Here is a 16,586-nt window from a genome sequence, read left to right on the forward strand (position 1 = left end):
GGCGTCAAGTCCGACAGGGGCAGACGGCGACGCTGTCTGCCCCTACGTCCAACTCCACCCAAGTACCGTCGGCACCGGCAGGGATCGGTGCCGCGAGATCGAACAGAATCGGCGAGTCGCCCAGCAGAAGGTACGCGGCACCGTCCTCGGTCAGTTGGAGTCGCCCGCACATGATCACCCGGGTGCCGTCGTGCCGTAGTCCTGGCTCGGTACGCGGAACCGGCCGCGTGTTGTGCCCCCAGTGCATGTCCTCATCGACCGTCCACTCGACGTGGTGATGGCCGTCGGTTTCGCGGGGATCGCCGTGCCAGAGCACCTCGGCGACGCCGACGGGGGTGTGAACCCGAACCTTCGCCGGCCGCCGCGAAATCCGCGGCAGCTTCTCCGTGCGCACCAACATCCCCCCATCATCCAGTACTGACCGTGACGTCGCGATACGGCGCCGCGTCGGCTGAAGTCCCCGCTTCTTCCTCTGTGCCTACCTGCCGATACCCCCATGCGGACGGTATGCCTGCAAACGGACGCGCCGGTTGGGGCCGATGGACGAGATCCGATCGGGCGACGAACCGGAAATCCGGGCCGCGTCGCTGATCGGCCGGAGTTGGGACGCGAAGCCTGCATGGTGGGATTCGTTCCCGATTCGTGGTGCCGCCACCGGAATCGGCATGTTCTGCCGGTCTTGAACGATTTTATCGGTGGCAAGAGAATGATCGAACTGATCATGGCATTGGTCGAACGTCTGAATAGTTGCCCTAAAGGGTCTGCTGGTTGGAAAGTCTTGCGCCTCCGATGGTTGTCGGTCATAGTCGGTTCGCAACTGGCGATGGGGGAAGTCCGATGATGAATCATGCCTGGTCAAGGTGGTCGCCGAAGGCTTTGCGGAACGTCCGAAGTGGACTGATCGTCGGTGTCTGTCTGGTATTGGGAGCCACGCTCACGCACGCGACGGCGGAAGCCACGACCGAAGTGATCGTGCGTGAAGGTAAAACTCAGCCCGTTTTTTCCTACGCCGACGCGGTACGCGAAACGGTCTACGTCGAGACGCCCGTGGACAGTGACGCCGACGGCCGCAAAGATCGTGTCGCCGCTTATGTGACCCGGCCCAAGGAAACGCGGCAGGGCCTCAAGGTCGCGTCGATCGTGGAAGCCAGCCCCTATTTCGGCGGACTGGTCGACGCGCCGTATCACCCGGTGGACGTCACCGACGTGCCTCGTTTGTCCCCGTGGTCGCCGCCGTCCGGGCCATGGCCAGGAGTCGACTACGCGCGCACCAACTATGACAACTATTTCGTCTCTCGCGGCTACGCGGTCCTCTCCGTGAGCGGGTTGGGAACCGGCGAGTCGGACGGGTGCCCGAGTGTCGTCGGTACCGACGAGAAGCTCGCCGTGAAATCGGTGATCGAGTGGCTGACCGGTCGTGCCGACGCGTTCTCGGCGGACGGCACGCAGGTCGGCGCGGAGTGGTCCACGAAGAACGTCGCGATGGCGGGCGGCGCCTATAACGCTTCTCTCGCGCTGGCCGTCGCCGGAACCGGCGTGGCCGGCCTGAAAACCGTCGTGGCCACCGGGTCGGTGTCCAGCTGGTACGAGTACTACCGGGCGAACGGTGGCGTCGTCGCACCGGGCGGGTACGGCGGTGAGGACGCGGATCTGCACGCCAAGGTGGTGCTGACCCGCAAGAATCCCGGTGTTTGCGCACAGGCCGTTCATCGGATCGAAGACGAGATGAACAGGGTCAGTGGCGACTACAACGCCTTCTGGCACGAACGCAACTTCGTCAAGGACGTCCCGCGGTTCAAGGCCAGTGTGTTCCAGGTGGGCAGTGTCGGCGACTGGAACGTCAAGCCGAAGCAGTTCGCCGAATTGTGGAAAGCGCTGGAGCGCAACGACGTCCCGCGGCGGTTGTGGCTGGCGCGCACGCCGCATGTGGACATCCTCCATGCCCGGCGGCAGGTGTGGACCGACGCCGTCCACCAGTGGTTCGACCACTGGCTCTACGGAGTGCGCAACGGCGCTCTCGGCGAGCCGAAGGTGCAGGTGGAAACCGAGCCCACGGTCTGGCAGGGGTACCGGAACTGGCCCGATCCGGCCGCGCGTCCGGTGACCTTCCGCTTCGGGGCGGGGGATTCCCAGCCGCAGCCGGGCAAACTGGCGCAGCGGCCGGCGGGCTTCGGACATCGCCAGGAGTTCGTCGACGCGCCCGGGCGGACCGCCGACGAGCTCGTCGCCGACACCGGCAACGCCGACCCGAACCGGCTCGTCTACCTGACCGGGCCCTTGCCGAAGGATCTGCGCCTTTCCGGAGTTCCCGAGGTGACTTTGCGGGCTTCGGTGGCAGGGCCGTCGCCCTACCTGGCCGCGCTCCTCGTCGACTACGGCACCGATACCCGGCCGGCCGGTTTCGGGCCCACCGAAGAGTCCTGGTGTTTCGGCGACAGTATTCCCGGCAACTCCGGCTGCCGGGCGATCTACCGGTACACCACCGCGCAGACGCCCTACCAGGTGGTCAGCCGCGGCTGGCTCGACGCGCGCAACAGGCATTCGGCGAGCGTCACCGAACCGCTGAGCCCGGACCGGACCTACACGTTGCGGTGGGATCTGCAGCCGCAGGAATACCGCTTCAAGGCGGGACACCGTCTAGGGGTCGTCCTGGTCTCCACCGATCGCGATTTCACGTTGCGCTATCCGGCGGGAACCCGGATTTCCGCGCAGCTCGGCTTCAGCGAGATCACCTTGCCGCTAGCCGGTTGACCTCGGCTCGGCCACACCTTTACGCAATCACCGAAAGCAAGGGGGACAAGCATGCCCACGATATCCGTTATCCGAAGTACCGAGTCCACTTTGGACATACTCAAGGCGAAGGTCGAAGACCTGAAACAGAGTGGTCTCTACCGGCAGTACATCCCGTGCAGCTACCTGGCCGCCGAGCAGGGGCACGCGCTGCACGCCGGCCGGAAGATCCAGGTCTGGTGCACCAACGACTACCTCGGCATGAGCCAGCATCCGGACGTGATCCAGGCCCAGATCGACTCCGCGGAACTGCACGGCGTCGGCAACGGCGGCTCGCGCAACATCGCGGGAACCAGTGAAGCACACGTTCAGCTGGAGGCCGAACTCGCCACGTGGCACGGGAAAGAGCGCGCACTGGTCTTCACGAGCGGCTACGTCGCGAACTTCGAGACACTCACGACGCTGGCATCGGGAATCCCGGATCTGGTGATCTTCTCGGACTCGCTCAATCACCGCTCGCTCATCGAGGGGATCCGCCGCTCGGGAGGCCGCAAGCACATCTTCCCGCACAACGACTTGGCGGCACTCGAACGGGCGCTGGGCGAGTACGAACTCGAGCATCCGAAGCTCATCGTGTTCGAGTCCGTGTACTCGATGGACGGTGACACCGCCCCGGTGACGGCCATCTGCGACCTTGCCGAGAAGTACAACGCGCTGACCTTCGTCGACGAGACGCATGCCATCGGACCCAACGGGCCGACGGGCGCGGGCATCTGCGAAGAGGTCGGCGAGCACCGTGCGACGTTCATCCAGGGGGTCTTCGGCAAGGCCGTCGGCACCACCGGCGGATATGTGGCGGGCCCGGACAGTGCCTTGGACTACGTCCGTTCCCACGCACCGGGGTTCATCTTCACCACCACCATTCCCCGAGCCGTGCTGGACGGGACGCTGAAGAGCCTCGAAGTCATCCGGCGTGACGAGGGCCTGCGGCGTGACTTGCGGGAGAACGTCACCTACCTGAAGAACGCCCTCCGTGCGGCCGGAATCGAGTTCCTGGACGCCGAGAGCCATCTGGTCCCGGTGCTCGTACCGGGCGGAGATCGGGTCAAGAAGGTGTCGAAGCGGCTGCTCGACGAGCACGACGTCTACGTGCAGCCGGTCAACTTCCCTTCCGTCCCCAAGGGCGGTGAGCGATTCAGGATCACCGTCGCTCCCTATCGGACGCATGAGCAGATCGACGGCTTCGTCAGCGCGCTCGGGCGTTGTCTGTCCCTCGAGGACTGAGCCACCGCCAACTGACCGAACACAGTTCAGGAGAAAGAAATGCGGATCAACGAACTCACTTCCTTCATCGGCTCGGAAATGCTGGACCTCACCTACGAGGAACTGGCCACGGACGAGGTGTTCGGCAAGTTCACCGAAATCCTTCGCCAGCGGGAACTCGTGGTCGTCCGCGGTATCGAGCTGAAGCCGCGACAGCAGCTGGAACTGGCCCAGCGGCTCGGCAGGCCGGTGCCGTTCCTGATGGCCAAGTACCGCCATCCCGAGATCCCGGAGATCATGATCTCCTCGAACGAGGTGAAGAACGAGAAGCCGATCGGGGTCGCGAGGGTCGGGAACTTCTGGCACCAGGACTCGTCCTATGTCGGTGCCCCCGCGCCGTACACGATGCTTCACGGGGTCAACGTGCCGGGAACCAGCGGCCACACCCTTTACGCCAACGCGGCGGACGTCTACGACCGTCTGCCCGCGGAATGGAAGGCCAAGATCGCCGGGCGCACGGCGCTGCACACGGTGAACAAGCGGTTCCGGGTCCGCGCCGAGGACGTCGGGCTGTCCATCGCCGAGCTGAGGGCGAAGGTCGACCTCGAACACCCGAAGGTCGAACACCCGGTGGTCCGGGTGGATCCGGACAACGGCCGCGAGTACCTCTACGGCGCACCGGAGTACATGGATTCGGTGAACGGGTTCGACGCCAACGAGAACGAGGCCTTCTTCACGCTGCTCGACCAGCTGATCCAGGACGAAGCCCGCGTCTACACCCACCGGTGGACACCGAACGACCTCGTGGTGTGGAAGACCGCGACGACGTACCATGCGGCGACCGCAGTCGAGCCCGGTGTGTCCCGCACGGTGCACCGGATCAGTATCGCCTCGGACGAACGGTGAGTGGGATCCTCGACTTCGAGGTGGTGTTCCCGCGGTCCAGTGCGAAAGTCCAGGACATGCACGCCGAGTCCGGTGTGGACATCGCGGAGATTCTGGCGATCACGCATTGCGAGGAGTTCCCCGCCCTGGGAGACGGGGGACAAGCGTGGGAACTCGCGCTCGCGGCCGCCGGCGCGGTGCTCGGCCGCACGAGGGTGCCCCGTTCCGCCATCGGGCAGGTGATCTACGCCGGCTCGGGCGAATGGGACATCCCGTTCTGGTCGCCCGCGGCCAAGGTGGCGCACGAACTGGGCATCGATCGGGCACACTGCTTCGAAGTGGTGAACTTCTGCAACGCGCTGATGGCGGCCGTCCGGGTCGCCTGCGACGAACTCGACGCCGGCCGCAGCGAGTACACCCTGGTGCTCACCGGAGACCGGTTGAGCCGCCTCGTCGACTACGGCGACCCGGATTCCAAGGCACTCTTCAACTTCGGGGACGCGGGTGCCGCCGTGCTGCTCGGCCGCGGCGCGCCGGTGTTCAAGATGCTGCACTCGGCGATGCGCACCGATCCAGGCTGGTCCGACTACTACACGGGGGAACGACGGCCGGATCGGGTCACCATCCGGCGGCAAGGCCATCGCGAAGGACTCGCGGCGGCTTACGTCGAGAACTTCACCGCACTGGTGGTGGAGACACTGTCCACTTTGGACACAGGGCTGGAGGACGTCGCCTGGTTCCTGATCAACCACGGCGACCGGAGCATGCACGAGAAGCTGCTCCGCGACATCGGCATCCCCGCGGACAAGAGCGTCTTCAACTACGACCGGCTCGGCCACATGGGCTGCGCCGACACGCTGATCGCCTTGCAGGGGCTGATGGCGAAGGGAAGGCTGCGGCGCGGCGACCTGATTCTGCTCGCGACCAGCGCCATGGGTTTCAGCTGGGGGATCACGGCCTTGGAGTGTCAGGAATGAAGATCTTGGTCGTTCATCAGGTGCCCGACGCCAAAATCGGCTACCGCGACGCGCTCGACCACCAGAGTCACGACGTGACCTACATCGGGTTTCCGCGCCGGATGGCGGATCTGCCGGACGATCTCCGCTGCGTCCGCATCGAACTCGAAGACGGTCAGGACCTGGTGGAGGGGATCACGTCCCGTGTCTCGCGCGCGGACGGTTTCGAAAAGGTGCTCTCGCTTTCGGAGTTCGGGCAGCTGGAGGCTTGGCACGTGCGGAACCACCTGGGGCTGCCGGGCACTTCGCTGTCGCGACTGGAACGGATCCGGGACAAGGTGAGCATGAAGGAGGCGCTCGCCGAATCGGGACTGCGGTATCCCCGGTTCGTCGCGGCTCCGATGAGTTGCCGTCCCTTGCCGTGGCGGGACAAGACCGTCCTCAAGCCACGTCGAGGCGCTTCCAGCGAGGACGTCCACGTCTACGAGACCGCGATGGAAGCCCTGGGTGCCTACTGGAAGCTGGACGAGCGACACGACTACCAGCTCGAGGAGTACGTCGAAGGCGAGATCCTGCACGCCGACGGCCTGGTGAGCGCGGGTGCTCTGGTCGAGCTCGTGGTCAGCCGTTACGTCAACAAGCCCATCGACTTCGTGGACGGACTGCCGCTCGGGTCGCACCAGATCCCGTTCGACCCCCGGCACCGGGCGTTCGCGGAGCAGGTGGTCAAAGCACTGGAGATCGAGGAAGGTTCTCTGCATCTCGAGATGTTCGAGACGCCGCAAGGAGAACTGGTCTTCCTGGAGGTCGCCAACCGGGTCGGCGGCGCCGGCGTGATCACCGCGCATCTGCGCCATCGCGGCGTGCACCTACCCGCGCACGAGATCGCGATCCGGCTCGGCCTCGACCGGCCGGAGCCCGCCGCGGCCAGCGGCCGGTACCACGGCTGGCTCGTGTTCCCCGGCCATCACCTGGGTGGGGGACGTGGGCATACGATCACGTTCCCCGATCACCTGCGTGCACATTCCTGTGTGGACCGGATTTGCCAGCTGGCGCCCACGGATCCCTTGCCCGATCACGTCACGTACCACGAGTGGCTGTCGCCGGTCTTCATCGAGGCGTCTCATCCTGACGCCGGTGTACTGAGGGAGTTCCTCACCGAGTGCGCGCGATCCATTTCGGTCGAAGCTGGAGGAGCGGAATGAGGTACTACCCGACCGACCTGGTGCTGACGGTCGACCACGCGGCGGCCGCGCTGTCCGGAGACCCGGGCGGCGAGCTGGACACGTTCCTGGCGGAAGCCGGCCTGTCCCGGCTGGCGGCGATCCTCGCCGGAGGCGGGCTGGCCGGAGCGCTCGACGAGCTTTTCGGCGGTTTGGACCAGTATCCCTGGCGAGTGCTGGTCGACACCAACGACGTCGAGGAGTTCCGGCCGATCGGCACACTGGTCCTGGAGGATCGGCGTGCGGGCAACACTTTGCGGGGGCTGCTGCTCGGCTGGGCGGCGGGTGACACCGTGGTCGTCCGCACCTCGAGGCGGCCGTTCTGGGAAGGGCTGATCAAACTGCTGCGGCAGCCCGGTTTCCCGGTGCCGGAGGCACGAGTGGCCGACGAAGGTGAGGCGGTCCCGGGAGGGGTGGTCGTCCACGTCCCGGACCTGGTCCCGATCGGGCCGGGCGGTCCGTCGGCGGAGTGGGGCGACGAGGAGCTGTTCGGCGCCGCCGGGCAGGCGAATTCGGGAGACCTCCGGATCCACGTCGATCCAGGCAGAGCCGGCGAGGTGACGAGGGCCGCCGGTGTGGCACTGGAGCTGGACTGCCGGTCGGACTGGGTCCGCCGGCTGTTCCGCCGGGATTACCTGATGGGCACCCGGCTTTCGGTCGTCCGGAGCCTCGATGACGCGCGGGGGAGCGGGCGGCTGGACGCCAAACTCCGGTACGTCGTCGAACGGGCCCGGCGCACCGCCTTCTACCGCGACCTTCCGGCCGTCGACGGGCTGGCGGACCTGGCCCGGCTGCCCGTGCTGGAGAAGACCGACCTGGACGCGCATTCGCTGCCCGCGGCCAGGGACATGCTCACCGACGACCCGCCCAGCGGCGAGGTGCTGCGCAGCGGGGGCTCGTCCGGGGAGCCGCGTTATGTCGTGTATTCGCGCACAGATTGGGAGAACATGGTGCGCGAGGCCGTGCCGCTCTTCTACGAACTCGGGTTGCGCGCGGGCGACCGCCTGATCAACACCCTCTACGGCGGCAAGATGTACGGCGGGCTCACCACCACGCTCAGCGAGTTCTCCAGGATGCCGGTGGAGTGTTACACGATGGGCCAGGCCATCTCGGTCGAGGATCTGGTGACGCTGACCGACATCTTCGCCCCCAACGTGCTCGTCGGGCAGCCCGCGCTGATCATGCCCCTGCTGCGCGAAGCGAAGGCGCGCCGCCCCGGATTACGCCTTCAGAAGATCATCTACGGCGGCCTGCCGATGAGCGAGACCGACAAGGTCTGGCTGCGGGAGAACCTCGGCACCGAGGTCATCTCCAGCATCCTCGCCGCGAACGACGGGGCGCAGCTCGGCTATCAATGCGGCGAGCTGAGCGGGACGACGCACCACCTGTGCGAGGACTACAACCTCATCGAGGTGGTCGGGGAGGACGGCGAGCCCGTGCCGCACGGTGAACCCGGCGATCTGCTGATCACGAGCGTGCAGAAGTTCGAAGGACCGCTGATCAGATACCGGATCGGGGACAGCGGCCGCGTCTACCACCACGAGTGCGGCTGCGGGGTTTCGGGCAAGGTGCTGGAATACCTCGGCCGTTCCGACGGGCTGATCAAGATCATGGCCAGCCGGAGCAGACTGGGTTACCGCGAGGTGATGGCCGCGCTGGCGAAGTTCGAGGTGTCCCAGCTACAGGTCGAAATCATCTCGCACGGCGGCACGGAGACCCTGGTCATGCGGATGGAGTCGCCGTCGTCGCCGGATCCCGCGGAGGTACGCGGCCACCTGCTCGAGTGGTTCGACCTCGACGAGGATCTCGACGATTTCGACAACGCCCTGGACGTGTTCGACCTCGTCGTCGAATGCCATGCCGAGGGCATGCTCGACCGTGATCCGGTGAGCGGCAAGATCAAGCCGATCATCGACCGCCGGGTGGGGCAGCGATGATCTGGCGGGACCCCCGATCGCGCACGGTCCTCGGTTCGATCCTGTTGTCGAGCGTGGGGGTGGGGGTCTACGTCCTCGCGTTGGGACAGCTGCTGTTCACCATCACCGGCACGCCGCTGGCGTTCGCGGTGGTCGTCACCGCGCAGGGGATCGGCGCGATCGCCGTGCTGCCGTTCGCCGGCCCGCTGGTCGACGGCCTCAGATCCCAACGGGTGTACGCGATCTGCAGTTTCTCGCGAGCGATCGTGGTACTCGCGATCGCCCTGCTCGGGGCGGGGGCGATCCCGCACGCGGTCCCGTTGATCACGGTCGCCGCGCTGGTGCTGGCGATGCTCGACAACGTCCAGCGGACGGCCTTGTTCAAGTTCATCGCCCATCACGTGAGCGAGGAGAACAAGGTCAAGGTCAACGGCCTGAGCGGCGCGGCGATCCAGGTCGGTGTCCTGGGCGGGATGGCGCTCCTCGGCCTGGTCCTGACCGTGGGCACCGCCGCCCACGCGCTGCTGCTGACCGCGGCGGGATCGGCGGGCGCCGCGTTGTGGATGTCCACGGTGAAACTGGACAAGGCCGAAGGCCCAGGCGCGCTTTCGTCGGTGCCGCTCCGCGCCGCTCTGCCCGCCGCCGTTCGCGACTGGCGGCAGATGCTGCGTCAGTATCGCGGTGAGCTGGTGGTCTTCGGGATGCTCGTGCTGTGCGCGGCGGATTTCGTCGCGGCGCACAGCTTGAGCACGCTCGTCGTCCCGCTCGTCGCCGACCACTACGGTGGCCAAAGCTGGTTCATCGCGGCACTGGAGGCGACGTTCGGCATCGGAATGCTCGCCGCGAGCGTCGTCACCCGCTACACCGTCACCCAGCGATTGCTGCCGGTGTGGGTGGGCGTGCAGGCCGCGATGGCCTTGCTCTTGTCGGCGTCGAGCCAGCCGGTGATGCACTTTCTGGGCTACTTCGTCGTCGGCTTCGCCAATTTCAACAGCCTCACCTGGCTGATCACCACCCTGCAGCAGCACGCAGGCGACGCGGACAAGGCGAAAATGGCTTCGTTGCGGCTTTTGTCGATCGGCTTGGGCACGGCGTCGCTGATGCCGCTGATCGGCAGCGCCTCGCAGATCTCGCTCGACTCCGCCTTCGTCGGTCTCGCGGCGGTTCTGGCGGCATTCACCTTGTGCGGGTTGTGGGTCGCGCTCGGATTCCGGCCGAAGGTGCCGGTGACTCGATGAGACGAGGGAGAAACGATGGCTGACCGGTCACGGGCCGTGCATCAGGTGAGACGGCCGCGGGGCATGCCGGTCCCGGAGGACTTCACCTTCGTGGAGGCTCCCGTCCCGAAGCCGGCGGACGGAATGGCGCTGGTGGAGAACGTCTACCTCTCCGTCGACCCTTACATGCGCGAATCCATGGACGAGCTCTGGGAGCTGAACGTCCCGCTGGAAGGCAGGTCGATCGGTCGCGTCGTCGACTCGCGCGCCGACGGGCTGGCCGAGGGAGACCTGGTGTTCCACCGGCAGGCCTGGCGTACACACGCTTTGGTGGGGAAGGACGACGCGCGGGTGCTGCCGTCGGTGGCGGGCGTGCCCGTCAGTGCTTACCTGGGCATCCTCGGCGGAACGGGGCTCAGCGCCTACGTCGGGCTGACCGAGATCGCGCGGTTGCGCGAGGGGGAGTCCGTGTTCATTTCGGCGGCGGCCGGTGGCGTCGGAAGCTCGGCTGGTCAGCTCGCGCGGCTTCTCGGAGCCGGGAGGGTGATCGGGAGTACCGGTTCCGCGGCCAAGGTCAAGCATCTCGTCGACGATCTCGGGTTCGACAGTGCCTTCGACTACCACGACGGGCCGGTCCGCGATCAGCTCGCGGCGGCCGCCCCCGACGGGATCGACGTGTACTTCGACAACGTCGGCGGGGACCAGCTCGAAGCGGCCATCAGCGCCCTGCGCGAACACGGCCGGATCGCGTGGTGCGGTGCGATCAGCCAGTACAACAGCGCCGAACCCCCACCGGGACCGCGGAATCTCTTCGACATCGTCGACAAAAGCCTGCGGCTGGAAGGATTCCTGGTCCGCGATCACCGGCATCGCCAAGGCGAGCTGGAGGAATTCCTGGTTCCGCACCTGCAAAGCGGTGCGGTCAAAGTGGACGAGACCGTCGTCGGAGGTTTCGATCACGTCGTCGACGCGTTCCTCGGGATGCTCCGGGGGGAGAACGTGGGGAAGATGATCGTCCGCGTCTGACGCGGACACTCCAGCCAGGGCTCACGTGAGCTTCGTGGTCGTGGGACTTAGGGCTTAGGTGTCTTCACGGACTCAACGATCGCCACGCGCACCCCACAGACACCAGCAGTCACAACCGCTGCGCGTGAAGGCCCCCTTGCCTCGGCTCAGCCGAGGAAACTCGACCTTCACATCTTCCCGAGTACATGAAGGCCCCCTTCCTTGCGCCAGGCGCAAGGAAGGGGGCCTTCATGTACCTAAGGCGAGCAAGGCCCCGAGCCGGTCCAGCTCACGAGGCCACGGGCCAGCGTCGGTGGTGCTGGTCGATGACGAACTCGTGGCTGTGCCGCCACGTGCCGTCGCCGGTCTGGACGGCGTCGGCGAGGTGCGCGGGGTCGACGGGCCCGTGGTGGGTGTGTTCGAGAAGCACGGGGTCGCGTCGTGGCCACGAGCGGACGGCGATCGCCAGGCCGAGGAGTCCGAGGACGCCGAGGACGAGCCAGGTGGTGGTGAATCCGGCGGTGGTGGCGAGCCAGCCGGCGATGGGGTAGGCGAGCAGCCAGCAGGCGTGCGACAGCGAGAACTGGGCGGCGAAGATCGCGGGCCGGTCGCTGGGGTGGCTGGACTTGCGTAGGACCCGGCCGACGGGGGTGAGCACCAGCCCGGTGCCGAGGCCGACGATCGCCCAGACGGTGAGCGCGGCTCCCCATCGCCAGCCGCCGGTGTCCGCGGTGGACAGTGCGATCGCGCCGGTCATTCCGGCGAGGAGGGTTCCGCCGCCGGCGAGCATCACGGTGCGTTCGGGGATCCGGTCGAGGGCGCGGGGGAGCAGGAGCGCGACGAGGATGGTGCCGATGCCGTTGCCTGCCAAGAGAAGCGCGACGTCGGCTTGGGAGCGGCCGAGGGTGTCCTGGACGTAGTTGACCGTGTTGACCATGACGACCGAGCCGACGGCGGCGACCACCAGGTCGAGGCCGAGTGTTCCGCGCAGGCGCGGGGTCGCGGTGAAGATCTTGATCCCGGCGAGGGTGCGGTCCCAGACACCGCCGCGGTCGCTGCGGGTCGCGTCGGGGATTCGGGTGCTCAGCACGAGCGCGGCGGAGGCGGCGAATCCGATCGAGGTGCCGGTGAACAGCCAGTGGAAGGACACGAGGCTGAGCACGGCTGCGGCCAGCAGGGGACTGAGCAGGCTCTCCATCGTCGAGGCCAGCTGCGACAGCGAGAGCGCCTTCGTGTAGTCGCGTTCGTCGGGCAGGATGTCCGGGAGGACGGCCTGGAAGGTCGGGGTGAACGACGCCGAAGCGGATTGCAGGACCACGATCAGGACGTAGATCTGCCAGACCTGGTCGACGAAGGGCAGTGCGAGGACGACGAGCGCGCGGACTGCGTCGAGGGAAACGAGGAAGAGCCGTCGTGGCACCCGGTCGGCGTAGGCCCCGGCGAGTGGCGCGACCGTGACGTAGGTGATCATCTTGATCGCCAGCGCGGTGCCCAGGACCGCGCCGGCACTGGCGCCCGCCAGGTCGTAGGCCAGCAGGCCGAGCGCTACGGTCGTCAATCCAGTGCCGAACAGCGCGACCAGCTGCGCCCCGAACAGATGCCGGTAGTCCCGATGACCGAACAACGACACGCTCCACCGCTCCTCTTGGTCGACGCCCCTTCCATGATAGGTGCTCATGTACGCACATGACGAGTCAGGTGATCAGTGGACCCGGTTGCCGCCCGATGATCAGGTCGAGGTCGCGTCCACGGCGCTGCGGATGCTGGCCGATCCGACCCGGATGCGGATGCTGTGGTTGCTCAGCGGTGAGGAGTACGACGTCGCGTCGCTGGCGGCCGCGGTGACGATCGCACGTCCGGCGGTCTCCCAGCATCTGGCCAAGCTCAAGCTGGCCGGGCTGGTCACGCAACGCCGGGACGGCAGGCGGATCCTCTACCGCGCCCGCGGCGGGCACGTCCGGCGTCTCTTGGCGGAGGTCATGAACGCGGCCGACCATCACCTGCACGGGATCCCCGACCACGATTGAGCCGCCGGCTCCGGCGGATCAGGTCAACGCGCGGCTGCCCGGGGTTCGCCGTCGATGTGGTCGGCGTGGAAGAGGGCTTGCTTGAGCAGCCTGCCGACGTGCTCGTTCGCGGCGGAGTAGTAGACGAAGGTGCCTTCGCGGCGGCCTTTGACCAAACCGGCGAGCCGGAGTTTCGCCAGGTGCTGGCTGACCGCGGTGGGGGCGGCGCCAGCGAGTTCGGCGAGGCAGGCGACCGAGGATTCGCCCTGCAGTAGCGCCCAGAGGACCTTGATCCGGGTCGGGTCGGCCAGCAGGCGGAAGGACTCGGCGGCCAGGTGCACCTGCTCCTCGTTGGGCATGTCGAAGTCCGGCAGCGACGTGTGCATGCGGCGAGCATACCTGGCTGCCCGGCTTCTTGCGTATCTGCGTGACTGCGTATATATGCTATCTGCGTGACTACGGATGTGCGTGAGCGCGCGAGCCTTGCCGATCAGCCCGTGCCCCGGCGGCGCCGGGCAGGGATGTGGGTGCTGCCGGAAGTGCGGTGGGCGTCCGCCGCGACGGTCCTGTTCCTGGTGGGAGCGCTGGTCCAGGTCGCCGACGGGCCGTCTTGGCTGTGGTGGGGCTTGTATCTGGCCTGCTACGTCACCGGTGGCTGGGAGCCGGGCTGGGCGGGCTTGCAGGCGTTGGGGGAGCGCAAGCTCGACGTCGACCTGCTGATGGTCCTCGCGGCGATCGGTGCCGCGGCGATCGGACAGGTTTTCGACGGCGGGCTGCTGATCGTCATCTTCGCGATCTCCGGGGCGTTGGAGGCGATCGCCACCAAACGCACCGAGGATTCGGTTCGCGGGCTGCTCGACCTCGCCCCCGAGCGGGCGGCCCGGGTCACCGGCGCGGGCGAGGAGATCGTCGACACCGCGGTGCTGCGGGTGGGCGATCTGATCGTCGTGCGGCCGGGGGAGCGGATCGGCGGTGACGGGGAGGTCGTCGACGGCTCCGGCGACGTCGATCAGGCGACCATCACCGGTGAAGCGCTGCCGGTCGACAAGCGAGTCGGGGACGAGGTGTTCGCCGGCACCCTCAACGGCACCGGTGTGCTGCGGGTGCGGATCACGCGGCCCGCCGAGGACACGGTGATCGCGCGGATCGTCGCGATGGTCGCGGAGGCCGGCGCCACCAAGGCGCGCACGCAGTTGTTCATCGAGAAGATCGAGCAGCGGTACTCGATCGGCATGGTCGCCGCCACGGTGGCGCTGTTCGTGATCCCGTTGCTGTTCGGTGCCGCGCTCGAGCCGACGTTGCTGCGGGCGATGACGTTCATGATCGTCGCGTCGCCGTGCGCCGTGGTGCTCGCGACGATGCCTCCGCTGCTGTCGGCGATCGCGAACGCCGGGCGGCACGGCGTGCTGGTCAAATCCGCCGTCGTGCTCGAACGGCTCGGCGCGATCACCCGCGTGGCCTTCGACAAGACCGGCACGCTCACCGAAGGCACGCCGCGGGTGGCCGAGATCCGCGCCCTGCCCGGCACCGGAATCACCGAGACCGAGCTGCTCGCGATGGCCGCCGCCGCGGAACATCCCTCCGAACACCCCTTGGGCCGGGCTGTCGTGGCGGCCGCCCGCGACGCCGGGATCGCGCCGCGTCCGGCCGGGGACTTCACCTCGGCGCCGGGACGTGGCGTGTCGGCTCGCGTGGATGGACGCGGGATCGAGGTCGGCAGTCCGCTGCGGCTGCTCGACGACGATCACGACCAGGCCCGCGCCGCCGTGACCGCACTGGAGGAAGCCGGGAACACGGCCGTCGTCGTGCTCGTCGACGGCCTGCCGGCGGGTGTCCTGGGACTGTCCGACCGGGTGCGCCCCGCGGCGGCCGAGACGATGACCCGGCTGACAGCGCTGACCGGTTCCGAGCCGGTGCTGCTCACGGGTGACAACCGGCGCGCGGCCGCTCGCCTCGCCGGCGAGGTCGGCATCACCGACGTCCGTGCGGGCCTGCTGCCCCAGGACAAGGTGGCCGCGGTGCGCGAACTGGAAGCACGGGGCGCCAAGGTGATGGTGGTCGGTGACGGCGTCAACGACGCTCCCGCGCTGGCCGCGGCCCACACCGGCGTCGCGATGGGCCGGGGAGGATCCGACCTCGCGCTCGACACCGCCGACGCGGTCGTCACCCGGGACGAACTCGCCGCCATCCCGGCCGTGATCGGCCTCGCCCGTCGCGCCCGGCGGCTCGTCATCGCCAATCTGGTCATCGCCGCCACGTTCATCGGCGTGCTGGTGGTCTGGGATCTGGTCGGCCATCTGCCCCTGCCGCTCGGCGTGGCCGGGCACGAAGGGTCCACGGTCATCGTCGGCCTGAATGGACTGCGGCTGCTGCGCAAGTCGGCCTGGCGACGGGCCGCCTCGTCCACCGGAGGAAAGTCGAACAACCTTCCCGACGGCCGGCGCGTCCACTGATCATGGACTTGAAGCGCGTATCTCGCCGAATCGTCGCGTTGGCGGGGATCATCGGCGCCGTTTCGGCGGCCGCGGTCGTGCCGGCGTCGGCGGCAGACGAGCAGGTGGTGACTCGGGTGAGCGAGGCCGATCGGGCCGCGGCGTTGGCCCATTGGACTCCGGAGCGGATGCGTCAGTGGGTGGGTGACGACGCGCTGCCGCCTGCCGAGAAGATCGGCCGCGAATGGGAGCGACCGGTGCCTTCCGGGGTGGGGCGGTTGTTCTTCACCGCGGAACCGGGCGTCGACGGATCGTGCACGGCGACGGTGCTTTCCAGTGCCGGCAAGGATGTCGCGCTCACCGCGGGCCACTGCGTCAACGGCGGGTTCGACCGTCACGACAAGCCGATCAAGATCGTCAACGTCGTGTTCGTTCCCGGCTACGACCACGGCGAAGCGCCGCATGGAGTGTTCGCGGCGCGTGCGTTCGCCTGGTCCGCGACCTATCCCGGCCCGTCCAGCGGAATCGACGACGACGCGGTGCTCGCCCTCGACCCGGTCGACGGCCGCCATGTCGCCGATGTCGCGGGCACGCAGGACATCTCGTTCGAGGCGCCACCGTCCCCTGTGGACGCGACCCTCCTCGGCTACCCGGTGTCGAAGGCGGCTGGCGGTGAGGCGCTGTTCTCCTGCGCGCGACCCGCCGCACTCGACGTGAACTCGGTCAGCACCTCGTGGAAGACCGATTGCGACCTCGCCGGAGGTTCCAGCGGCGGCCCGTGGCTGCGGAACTTCGATCCCGTCACGGGAAAGGGGACCATCTTCAGCGTCACGAGCCGGGGAACGATGAACGAGGACCTCGTGACCCTCGACCTGAGCGGTGCCGCGCTGAGCGAACCCGTGCGGAAGTTGATCGAGAGCGCCCCGAACCTCTGACCTGTGCGTGAGTCACCC

15 protein-coding genes are annotated in these 16,586 nt (G+C 67.6%); 12 read left to right on the plus strand and 3 right to left on the minus strand.

All coding sequences use genetic code 11. The features are described 5' to 3' along the window. Nucleotides 1-4 precede the first annotated feature (4 nt). A complete protein-coding gene (locus DMH01_RS36275) occupies nt 5-400 on the minus strand; it encodes a hypothetical protein (RefSeq protein WP_199745752.1) in 396 nt (131 codons plus the stop codon). Between the two features lie 139 nt (nt 401-539). Between DMH01_RS36275 and DMH01_RS42825 the strand changes: the two genes are divergently transcribed. The 9 genes from DMH01_RS42825 to DMH01_RS36315 all read left to right on the plus strand — a co-directional run bounded on the left by DMH01_RS42825 (nt 540) and on the right by DMH01_RS36315 (nt 11,216). Continuing rightward, the gene (locus DMH01_RS42825; protein WP_158633282.1) at nt 540-683 is read left to right on the plus strand and encodes a hypothetical protein; all 144 of its coding nucleotides are present in this window, start codon (nt 540-542) and stop codon (nt 681-683) included. Between the two features lie 193 nt (nt 684-876). Further along, nucleotides 877-2,751, plus strand: a complete 1,875-nt coding sequence (locus tag DMH01_RS36280; RefSeq protein WP_158633283.1) for a Xaa-Pro dipeptidyl-peptidase — start codon at nt 877-879, stop codon at nt 2,749-2,751. A 90-nt stretch (nt 2,752-2,841) separates the two neighbouring features. Next, on the plus strand, nt 2,842-4,014 hold the full coding sequence (gene hemA, locus DMH01_RS36285; protein ID WP_199745753.1) for a 5-aminolevulinate synthase: 1,173 nt from the start codon (nt 2,842-2,844) through the stop codon (nt 4,012-4,014). Between the two features lie 39 nt (nt 4,015-4,053). Further along, entirely contained in the window at nt 4,054-4,899 is an 846-nt protein-coding gene (locus DMH01_RS36290) for a TauD/TfdA family dioxygenase (RefSeq protein WP_125682948.1), read from the plus strand. Further along, a complete protein-coding gene (locus DMH01_RS36295) occupies nt 4,896-5,855 on the plus strand; it encodes a 3-oxoacyl-ACP synthase III family protein (protein WP_125682950.1) in 960 nt (319 codons plus the stop codon). Before DMH01_RS36290 ends, DMH01_RS36295 begins: the two co-directional genes overlap by 4 nt. Further along, a complete protein-coding gene (locus DMH01_RS36300; protein WP_125682952.1) occupies nt 5,852-7,039 on the plus strand; it encodes an acetyl-CoA carboxylase biotin carboxylase subunit family protein in 1,188 nt (395 codons plus the stop codon). The genes DMH01_RS36295 and DMH01_RS36300 overlap by 4 nt, the downstream gene beginning before the upstream one ends. After that, nucleotides 7,036-8,994, plus strand: coding sequence for a phenylacetate--CoA ligase family protein (locus DMH01_RS36305; RefSeq protein ID WP_125682954.1), 1,959 nt, complete (start codon nt 7,036-7,038; stop codon nt 8,992-8,994). The genes DMH01_RS36300 and DMH01_RS36305 overlap by 4 nt, the downstream gene beginning before the upstream one ends. Then, nucleotides 8,991-10,211 carry an MFS transporter gene (locus DMH01_RS36310; protein WP_125682956.1) on the plus strand — a complete coding sequence of 407 codons (1,221 nt, stop codon included), beginning with the start codon at nt 8,991-8,993 and terminating at the stop codon, nt 10,209-10,211. The genes DMH01_RS36305 and DMH01_RS36310 overlap by 4 nt, the downstream gene beginning before the upstream one ends. 15 nt (nt 10,212-10,226) lie before the next feature. Next, the gene (locus tag DMH01_RS36315) at nt 10,227-11,216 is read left to right on the plus strand and encodes an NADP-dependent oxidoreductase (protein ID WP_125682958.1); all 990 of its coding nucleotides are present in this window, start codon (nt 10,227-10,229) and stop codon (nt 11,214-11,216) included. Between the two features lie 268 nt (nt 11,217-11,484). Here DMH01_RS36315 and DMH01_RS36320 read toward each other — a convergent pair whose 3' ends face one another. Next, the gene (locus DMH01_RS36320; RefSeq protein WP_125682960.1) at nt 11,485-12,873 is read right to left on the minus strand and encodes an MFS transporter; all 1,389 of its coding nucleotides are present in this window, start codon (nt 12,871-12,873) and stop codon (nt 11,485-11,487) included. Between DMH01_RS36320 and DMH01_RS36325 the strand changes: the two genes are divergently transcribed. Then, nucleotides 12,872-13,222: a metalloregulator ArsR/SmtB family transcription factor gene (locus DMH01_RS36325; RefSeq protein ID WP_125682962.1), complete on the plus strand. Its 351-nt coding sequence runs from the start codon at nt 12,872-12,874 to the stop codon at nt 13,220-13,222. The genes DMH01_RS36320 and DMH01_RS36325 overlap by 2 nt on opposite strands. 23 nt (nt 13,223-13,245) lie before the next feature. Here DMH01_RS36325 and DMH01_RS36330 read toward each other — a convergent pair whose 3' ends face one another. Continuing rightward, the gene (locus DMH01_RS36330) at nt 13,246-13,587 is read right to left on the minus strand and encodes a metalloregulator ArsR/SmtB family transcription factor (protein WP_125682964.1); all 342 of its coding nucleotides are present in this window, start codon (nt 13,585-13,587) and stop codon (nt 13,246-13,248) included. Nucleotides 13,588-13,722: 135 nt separating this feature from the next. Between DMH01_RS36330 and DMH01_RS36335 the strand changes: the two genes are divergently transcribed. Both DMH01_RS36335 and DMH01_RS36340 read left to right on the plus strand, forming a co-directional pair. Then, nucleotides 13,723-15,654 carry a heavy metal translocating P-type ATPase gene (locus tag DMH01_RS36335; RefSeq protein WP_125683351.1) on the plus strand — a complete coding sequence of 644 codons (1,932 nt, stop codon included), beginning with the start codon at nt 13,723-13,725 and terminating at the stop codon, nt 15,652-15,654. A 2-nt stretch (nt 15,655-15,656) separates the two neighbouring features. Continuing rightward, a complete protein-coding gene (locus tag DMH01_RS36340; RefSeq protein ID WP_233621811.1) occupies nt 15,657-16,568 on the plus strand; it encodes a serine protease in 912 nt (303 codons plus the stop codon). Nucleotides 16,569-16,586: the final 18 nt, after the last annotated feature.

This window comes from Amycolatopsis sp. WAC 04182, from assembly GCF_003947465.1.
Classification (GTDB): domain Bacteria; phylum Actinomycetota; class Actinomycetes; order Mycobacteriales; family Pseudonocardiaceae; genus Amycolatopsis.

What these genes read in the sequence shown, in the direction of transcription:
- DMH01_RS36315 (WP_125682958.1), top strand. Translation starts at nt 10,227, where the DNA reads ATGGCTGACCGGTCACGGGCCGTGCATCAGGTGAGACGGCCGCGGGGC.
- DMH01_RS36320 (WP_125682960.1), bottom strand. Translation starts at nt 12,873, where the DNA reads ATGAGCACCTATCATGGAAGGGGCGTCGACCAAGAGGAGCGGTGGAGC.
- DMH01_RS42825 (WP_158633282.1), top strand. Translation starts at nt 540, where the DNA reads ATGGACGAGATCCGATCGGGCGACGAACCGGAAATCCGGGCCGCGTCG.
- DMH01_RS36335 (WP_125683351.1), top strand. Translation starts at nt 13,723, where the DNA reads ATGTGGGTGCTGCCGGAAGTGCGGTGGGCGTCCGCCGCGACGGTCCTG.
- DMH01_RS36310 (WP_125682956.1), top strand. Translation starts at nt 8,991, where the DNA reads ATGATCTGGCGGGACCCCCGATCGCGCACGGTCCTCGGTTCGATCCTG.
- DMH01_RS36275 (WP_199745752.1), bottom strand. Translation starts at nt 400, where the DNA reads ATGTTGGTGCGCACGGAGAAGCTGCCGCGGATTTCGCGGCGGCCGGCG.
- DMH01_RS36325 (WP_125682962.1), top strand. Translation starts at nt 12,872, where the DNA reads ATGTACGCACATGACGAGTCAGGTGATCAGTGGACCCGGTTGCCGCCC.
- DMH01_RS36290 (WP_125682948.1), top strand. Translation starts at nt 4,054, where the DNA reads ATGCGGATCAACGAACTCACTTCCTTCATCGGCTCGGAAATGCTGGAC.
- DMH01_RS36305 (WP_125682954.1), top strand. Translation starts at nt 7,036, where the DNA reads ATGAGGTACTACCCGACCGACCTGGTGCTGACGGTCGACCACGCGGCG.
- DMH01_RS36300 (WP_125682952.1), top strand. Translation starts at nt 5,852, where the DNA reads ATGAAGATCTTGGTCGTTCATCAGGTGCCCGACGCCAAAATCGGCTAC.
- DMH01_RS36340 (WP_233621811.1), top strand. Translation starts at nt 15,657, where the DNA reads ATGGACTTGAAGCGCGTATCTCGCCGAATCGTCGCGTTGGCGGGGATC.
- DMH01_RS36330 (WP_125682964.1), bottom strand. Translation starts at nt 13,587, where the DNA reads ATGCACACGTCGCTGCCGGACTTCGACATGCCCAACGAGGAGCAGGTG.